Annotated in this window: 5 protein-coding genes and 1 pseudogene; all 6 read left to right on the top strand. The window is 72.8% G+C overall.

Going from position 1 to position 6825, the window contains the following annotated elements:
* Positions 1 to 545 (top strand): annotated as a pseudogene (locus HUW36_RS22205) (hypothetical protein); the annotation flags it as partial.
* Positions 546 to 641: 96 nt separating this feature from the next.
* Entirely contained in the window at positions 642 to 2195 is a 1554-nt protein-coding gene (locus tag HUW36_RS22200; RefSeq protein WP_174529941.1) for a glycosyl hydrolase, read from the top strand.
* A 200-nt stretch (positions 2196 to 2395) separates the two neighbouring features.
* Positions 2396 to 4672 (top strand): putative bifunctional diguanylate cyclase/phosphodiesterase, encoded by a 2277-nt coding sequence (locus HUW36_RS22195; RefSeq protein WP_246248272.1) that lies wholly within the window; start codon positions 2396 to 2398, stop codon positions 4670 to 4672.
* A gap of 130 nt (positions 4673 to 4802) precedes the next feature.
* Positions 4803 to 5435 (top strand): hypothetical protein, encoded by a 633-nt coding sequence (locus HUW36_RS22190; RefSeq protein ID WP_174529940.1) that lies wholly within the window; start codon positions 4803 to 4805, stop codon positions 5433 to 5435.
* A gap of 108 nt (positions 5436 to 5543) precedes the next feature.
* A complete protein-coding gene (locus HUW36_RS22185) occupies positions 5544 to 6302 on the top strand; it encodes a MerR family transcriptional regulator (RefSeq protein ID WP_174529939.1) in 759 nt (252 codons plus the stop codon).
* Between the two features lie 27 nt (positions 6303 to 6329).
* A complete protein-coding gene (locus tag HUW36_RS22180; protein WP_174529942.1) occupies positions 6330 to 6614 on the top strand; it encodes a putative quinol monooxygenase in 285 nt (94 codons plus the stop codon).
* Positions 6615 to 6825: the final 211 nt, after the last annotated feature.

Raw genomic sequence — 6825 nt, 5'->3', positions numbered from 1 at the left:
AGCACGTCGACGCCGGTGGCGGGCCGCAGCCGCGTCGGGACGGCGCGGTGGCCGCGGCGCTGCGGTTGCAACGGCTGGAACGGGCGGCGACCGCGTGGGCGGTGCAGCGGGCGTACGACGATCCGCTGGTGATGGCCGAGCACCGGCTGGCCGGCGAGGCGTTCGTCGGCGAGGTGACGCTGGCCGACCCGAAACGAGTGGACGACTCCGGCCGGCGGCCGGTGCTGCGTCCCCGGATCCAGGTGGTGACCACCGAGCCGGTGCCGATGCCGGTGGGTGCGACGGTGTGGTCGCCGGCCCGCCCGGGGCAGAAGGCCACCGTCGTCTTCCTGACCCCGGGCGCGGACGGCAAGACCGAGGTGGTGCTGGAACTCTCCGGCGGGATGGGCCGGGGACTGACCGCCCCGGCGGGCAGCGTGCCCGAGGTGGGGGAGCGGATCTGCCTGACCAGCCTGTCGGACGGTTTCCTGCCGGGCGGCGCGTTCCCGGCGCCGGAGGAGACGCCCTGGACGCACGGGGGACCGCCGGAGCATCACGACGAGTAGTCGTATCAATTCATTCACATGCTTGAAACTTAATCGGTTCAGTAGTGCACTGGTGGCTGCCACACCACCGCCCTCCACGAACCGAAGAGGTGACCCATGCGAAGCAGCAGGTTCCGCCTCGCGTCGACCGCCGCCGCCACCGTCCTGGCCGCCGTCACCGCGCTCAGCGTCGTCACCCCGGCCGACGCGCACACCGTCTCCCCGGTCAACGCCAACGCCTCCACCGCCACCCGCAACGTGCTCAACTGGCTCGCCCACCTGCCCAACCGGAGCAGCAACCGGATCGCCTCCGGCTTCTTCGGCGGCTACAGCAACAGCGGCTTCTCGCTCAACCAGACCGAGGAGCTGCGGTCCGCCACCGGGCAGTACCCGGCGATCCTCAGCTGCGACTACGGCTCCGGCTGGGCGACCAACAGCGACATCACCGCACTTGTCGACTACTCCTGCAACTCGTCGCTGAAGTCCTGGTCGGCGAACGGCGGCCTGGTCACCATCAGCGTGCACCTGCCCAGCCCGGCCAACGCCAACGGCGGCGGCCTGAACACCCCGATGGGCAACTTCGCCGACCTGCTCAACCCGTCCACCGCGGCCGGCGCCCGCTGGCGGCAGCTCCAGGACAAGATGGCCGCCGGCCTCCAGGACCTGGAGAACGCCGGCGTTCCGGTGCTGTTCCGGCCGTTCCACGAGGTCAACGGCGACTGGTTCTGGTGGGGCAACCGCGACCAGAACACGTTCAAGCAGGTCTGGCAGCAGATGTACGGGTACCTCACCGGCACCAAGGGGCTGGACAACCTGCTCTGGGTCTACTCCGCCGACTTCAGTCGCGGCAACCGCACCGCCTACTACCCGGGCGCCTCCTACGTGGACGTCGTCGGGATGGACGCGTACGACGACAACCCGCAGGTCTCCGGCATCCAGTCCGCGTACTCCGAGCTGGTCGGGCTGGGCAAGCCGTTCGCGTTCGCCGAGATCGGGCCGGACAGCCAGGGCTCGTTCGACTACGGGCGCTGGATCACCGCGTTCCAGCAGAGCTACCCGAAGACGTCCTACTTCCTGGCCTGGAACGACGGCTGGGGTCCGGCGCGTAACGCCGGCGCGAGCACGCTGTTCAACAACGCCTGGATCGCCAACCGGGGCGAGGTCGACCTGGGCACGCTGACCGAGCCGGGCGGTGGAGGCACCACCCCGCCCCCGTCGGGCGGGACCCTGCTCAACGGGTTCGAGTCGGGCACCGAGGGGTGGACCGGCACCAACGTCACCGGCGGGCCGTGGCAGGTCACCGAGTGGGCGTCCCAGGGCACCCGCTCGCTGAAGTCCGACGTGAACCTGGGCGCCGGGGCCGCGTACCTGAAGAAGACCGCCACCACCAGCCTGAGCGGGCGGACCACGCTGCGCGCCACCGCGCGGGTCGCGCCGTGGGGGAGCTTCGGCACCGGCAGCCAGGCCAAGCTGTACGTCAAGACCGGCGCCGGCTGGCAGTGGTTCGACGGCGGCACGGCGGCGGTGACCTCGGCCGGGGTGAACCTGTCGCTGTCGCTGTCCGGCGTGGCCAACCTCGGTGACGTCCGGGAGATCGGCGTGCAGTTCGTGCCGGGCAGCGGCGCGGGCGGCACCTCCGCCGTCTACGTGGATGACATCACCGTTCAGTGACGACAGTGGGTCCGGTCCGGCGTCCCCGCCGGGCCGGACCCCGCCCGGCTCACCGGTCCGGTGACCGACAGCGAGCGACTCTGGCGGCGGCACCCGGCGCTGGCTAGGCTTGCGCCGTTCGTCGTCCGCCGTCCGGTCCTCGTCACCGAGGGTGCACGTCTGGAAGAGAGCCGGAGCGCATCGTTGTCCCCCAGCACGACGTGAGCCTCGCCGTCGCGGCGCCGGCCCGTCACCCGCTCGCCGGCCGTATCGGACTCGTCGCGGCCGTCGTCGTCGTACTCGGGGAGATGGTCTGGCTGGTCGCCGGCCTGCCCGGCGCGGCCCTCGTCAGCGACCTCGGCGCGATGGCGGTGTCGAGTTGGGCGGCGGTGCTCTGCGTCGGCGCAGCCCGCCGGCACCCACACACGCTGCGCCGGTTCTGGAGCCTGCTCGCGGCCACCATGGTCCTCGCCGCACTCGGCCGTGCGGTGTGGACGTCCGAACGGCTCGGCGGGATCGACCTGCCCCACACGCCGCTGGTCGGGGGCCTCTTCACCGCCGGCATCGTCACCGGCACCGCCGCGCTGCTCTGCTCCCGGGCCGGCCCGCGCAGCCTGATCGGGCAGGCCCGCACGCTGCTCGACGGGGTGATCGTCGGCCTCGCGCTGATCCCGATCGGCTGGCTGCTGGTGTTCCGCGACGTGGCCGACGCCGACCTGGCCGACCCGCTGCGCACGTTCGGGCTGCTCTACCCGATGTTCGACCTGATGCAGCTCACCATCCTGGTGGCGGTCGCCGGGCCGGGCCGCCCGATGTGGCGCTCACTCACCGTCATCGGCGCGGGCCTGGCCATCCGGGCCGGGGCGGACACGGTGTACGTCTCGCTCGTCGCGCACGGCAGCTACGCGCCGGGGCACCCGGTCGACGTCTGCTGGCCGTTGAGCTACCTGCTGGTCGGCCTGGCCACCCGCTACCCGCCCCCGGCCTGCGGGGACGGGGAGGAGGACGCCGAGTCGCCGTTGCCGCCGTGGTGGCGGGTCGCGCTGCCGTACCTGCCGGTGGGCGGGGCCATCGTCGCCGTGATGCTGTCCCGGCGGCCCACCGGGCAGACGCCGCACCTGGTCTTCGTCGGCATGATGGCGCTGCTCGGCGTGCTCGCGCTGCGACAGGGGCTGGCCGCCAACGAGAACCTGCGGCTGGTCGGCCGGCTGCGCCGGCTGGCCTACTCCGACCAGCTCACCGGCCTGCCCAACCGGCTGACGTTCATCCGGCGGCTGCGCCGCGCGCTGCGCGCCGGCGGGCCGGTCGCCGTGGTGCTGCTGGACCTGGACGGCTTCAAGCAGGTGAACGACAGGTTCGGGCACGCCGCCGGGGACCGGCTGCTCACCGCCACCGCGGAGCGCATGCGGGACGCGGTCGGCCCGGACGGGATGATCGCCCGGCTGGGCGGGGACGAGTTCGCCGTCCTGGTCGCCGGGGACCGCCCGGTGTCGCCGGAGCGGCTCGCCGTCCGGCTGCTCGCCGCGCTCGAACCCCTGCCGGGCGAGGAGGACCTCGGCGTCCACCCGTCGGCCAGCATCGGCATCGCCGAGTACGGGCCGCAGCACGCCTCGCACACCGACCTGCTCCGTGACGCCGACATCGCCATGTACGCGGCGAAGGCGGCCGGCAAGTCCGCGTACCGGACGTGCACGGCGGAGCTGCGCGAGTCGGCGGTCGGCCGGGCCGAGCTGATCGCCGACCTGCGCCGGGCCGTCGACGAGGGTCAGCTGCTGATGGAGTTCCAGCCCATCGTGGACCTGGCCACCGGCACCGTCCGCAGCGCCGAGGCGCTGGTGCGCTGGCGGCACCCGCGGCTCGGGGTGCTCACCCCGGCGAGGTTCCTGCCGCTGGCCGAGGAGACCGGCCTGATCCTGGCCATCGACCGGTGGGTGATCCACGAGGCGTGCCGCGCGGCGGCCACCTGGCGGGAGCATGCGCCCGAGGTGACCGTGGCGGTCAACATCGCCGCCGCCCATCTGTGCCGACCGGACCTGATCGCCACCGTCACCGGCGCGATGGGCGCGGCCGGCCTGCCGCCGCGCGCGCTCACGCTCGAACTCACCGAGTCGGCGCTGATCGAGGGCAGCGAGGCGGTGCTCGAACGGCTGGCCCAGCTGCGCGACCTCGGCATCCGCATCGCCATCGACGACTTCGGCACCGGCTACTCCTCGCTGAGCTACCTGCACCGCATCCCGGCCACCGAGCTGAAGATCGACCGATCCTTCGTGTCCCGGTTGGACGCCGGCGACGCCCGCGCGTACGCCACGGTGGAGATGGTCAACCGGCTCGCCGGCGCGTTCGACCTGGCGGTGGTGGCCGAGGGGGTGGAGACCGGTGCCCAGCACGCGGCGGTCACCGCGATCGGCTGCCGGCAGGGCCAGGGCTGGCGGTACGGCCGCCCGACCGCGCTGTCCGACCTGCTCCCGACGCTGGCCCCGGTGGACGCCGCCCGCTGACCGGCCCCACCGCCTCCGGGCCGAAGGTCCCGGGCGGGACAGGGGGTTCGGCCCTGCTCCCGGCACCTCGACGCCCGCCACGATGGTTCTCGTCAGCCAGCCGGTACACACCCCCATCCGGGAGCCAGAGATGAAGCGACGGACGCTCGACCTGTTGTTCAGCATCGGTGGGCTGGGCCTCGCGGTCCTGCTGCTCGTCGTCGGCGTCGTCCTGACGACGAACGCCAACTTCGCCAACAACTACGTGCACGACCAGCTCGCCGCGCAGCACATCAGCTTCACCCCGCAGGACAAGCTGTCCGACGAGGAGAAGAAGTCGGACTGCCTGCGCGAGTACGCCGGCCAGCAGCTCACCACCGGCAAGCAGGCCGAGTGCTACGCCAACGAGTACATCGGCCTGCACCTGACGTCGATCGCGGGCGGCAAGACGTACGCCGACCTCGGCGCGCCGCAGAGCGCGCTGCGCGAGCAGGTGGCCCAGGCCGAGCAGGCGAAGGCCGCCAACCTGGCCGACCTGCAGAAGCAGCTCGCCGAGGTGAGCGGCCAGCGGGACACCGTGTTCAAGGGCGAGACGCTGCGCGGCCTGCTGCTCACCTCGTACGGCTTCAGCGAGTTCGGCCGCAAGGCCGAGCAGGGCGCCCTGGCCATGTACCTCGGCGCGGCCCTGCTCCTGCTGCTCTCGGCGGCCGGCCTGCTGCACGCCCTGCGCACCCCGGCCAGCGCGACGTTCGCCGCCCCGGAGCACGAGAAGATCACCACCTGAGCCCGCACCCCCACACCGCCCCCGGCCGTTTCTGGTCGGGGGCGGACCATTGGGCTTGACCCTCACGCTGCGGGAGGCGGCAGCCTTGGTCGCGGAAGGGAGGGAACCATGGCGTACACGGTGGGTCAGGTGGCGCGGGCGGCCCGGGTGACGGTCCGGACGCTGCACCACTACGACGAGATCGGGCTGCTGCGGCCGAGCGGGCGCACACCGGCGGGCTACCGCCGCTACGACGACCGCGACCTGGACCGTCTGCAGCTCATCCGCTACTACCGCGAGCTGGGGTTCCCGCTGGACGAGATCGCCGAGATCCTGGACGACCCGACGTCCGACCCGGCGGCGCACCTGCGCCGGCAGCACGAGCTGCTGTCCGGGCGGATCGGCAAGCTCCAGGAGATGGTCGCGGCGATCGAACACGCGATGGAGGCGAGGACGTTGGGGATCCAGTTGACGCCGGAGGAGCGGTTCGAGGTGTTCGGTGACTTCGACCCGGACGAGCACGCCGACGAGGTCGAGCGGCGCTGGGGCGAGACCGAGGCGTACCGGCAGTCGCAGGAGCGGGCCAGCCGCTACTCGAAGGAGGACTGGCTGCGCAACAAGGAGGTGAACGAGGACTGGGGCCGGCGGTTCGCCGCGCTCATGGACTCGGGCGCGCCGGCCGACGGCCCGGAGGCGATGGCGCTGGCCGAGGAGCACCGCCAGCTCATCACCGAGTGGTGGTACGACTGCCCGCTGGAGATGCACACCGGGCTGGCCGACATGTACGTGGCCGACCCCCGGTTCACGGCGTACTTCGAGACGATCCGGCCCGGCATGGCCGCCTACCTGAACGAGGCGATCCACGCCAACGCGATCAGCCGGGCCTGAGCCGCCGGCGGTGGCACGATGACCGGCATGCTCATCGTCGCCGGCACCCTCTACGTCGATCCGGCCCGGCGGGACGCCTACCTGGCGTCCTGCGCGGAGGCCGTCCGCGCGGCCCGTGCCGCGCCCGGCTGCGTCGACTTCGCGGTCAGCGCCGACCTGGTCGAGCCGGGCCGGATCAACGTGTACGAGCGGTGGGAGTCCGACGCGCAGCTGCTCGCGTTCCGGGGCTCGGGGCCGGACGCGGAGCAGGTGACCGCCATCCTCGGCGCCGAGGTGCACAAGTTCCGCATCTCCGGCGTCGAGGCCCCCTGACCGGCTGTCGCACCGCCCCTCCTGGTTCCACCGCGCCCCGGATCCGCGGCGTTCCGGCGTCGCCCGTACCGCCCGGGTTCGGGGCGGTGGATGCTCCCTGGCTCCCTTTCGAGCTGAGTCGTTGGTGATATCACCAGCCGCAGCCGCAGCCGCAGCCGCAGCCGCAGCCGCAGCCGCAGCCGCAGCCGGCGGTCGCAGCCGCAGCCGCAGC

This window comes from Micromonospora maritima, from assembly GCF_902825405.1.
GTDB classification, from domain to species: domain Bacteria; phylum Actinomycetota; class Actinomycetes; order Mycobacteriales; family Micromonosporaceae; genus Micromonospora; species Micromonospora maritima.
The sequence above is the reverse complement of the archived record's forward strand: the minus strand, read 5'-3'. Positions and strand labels throughout refer to the sequence as shown.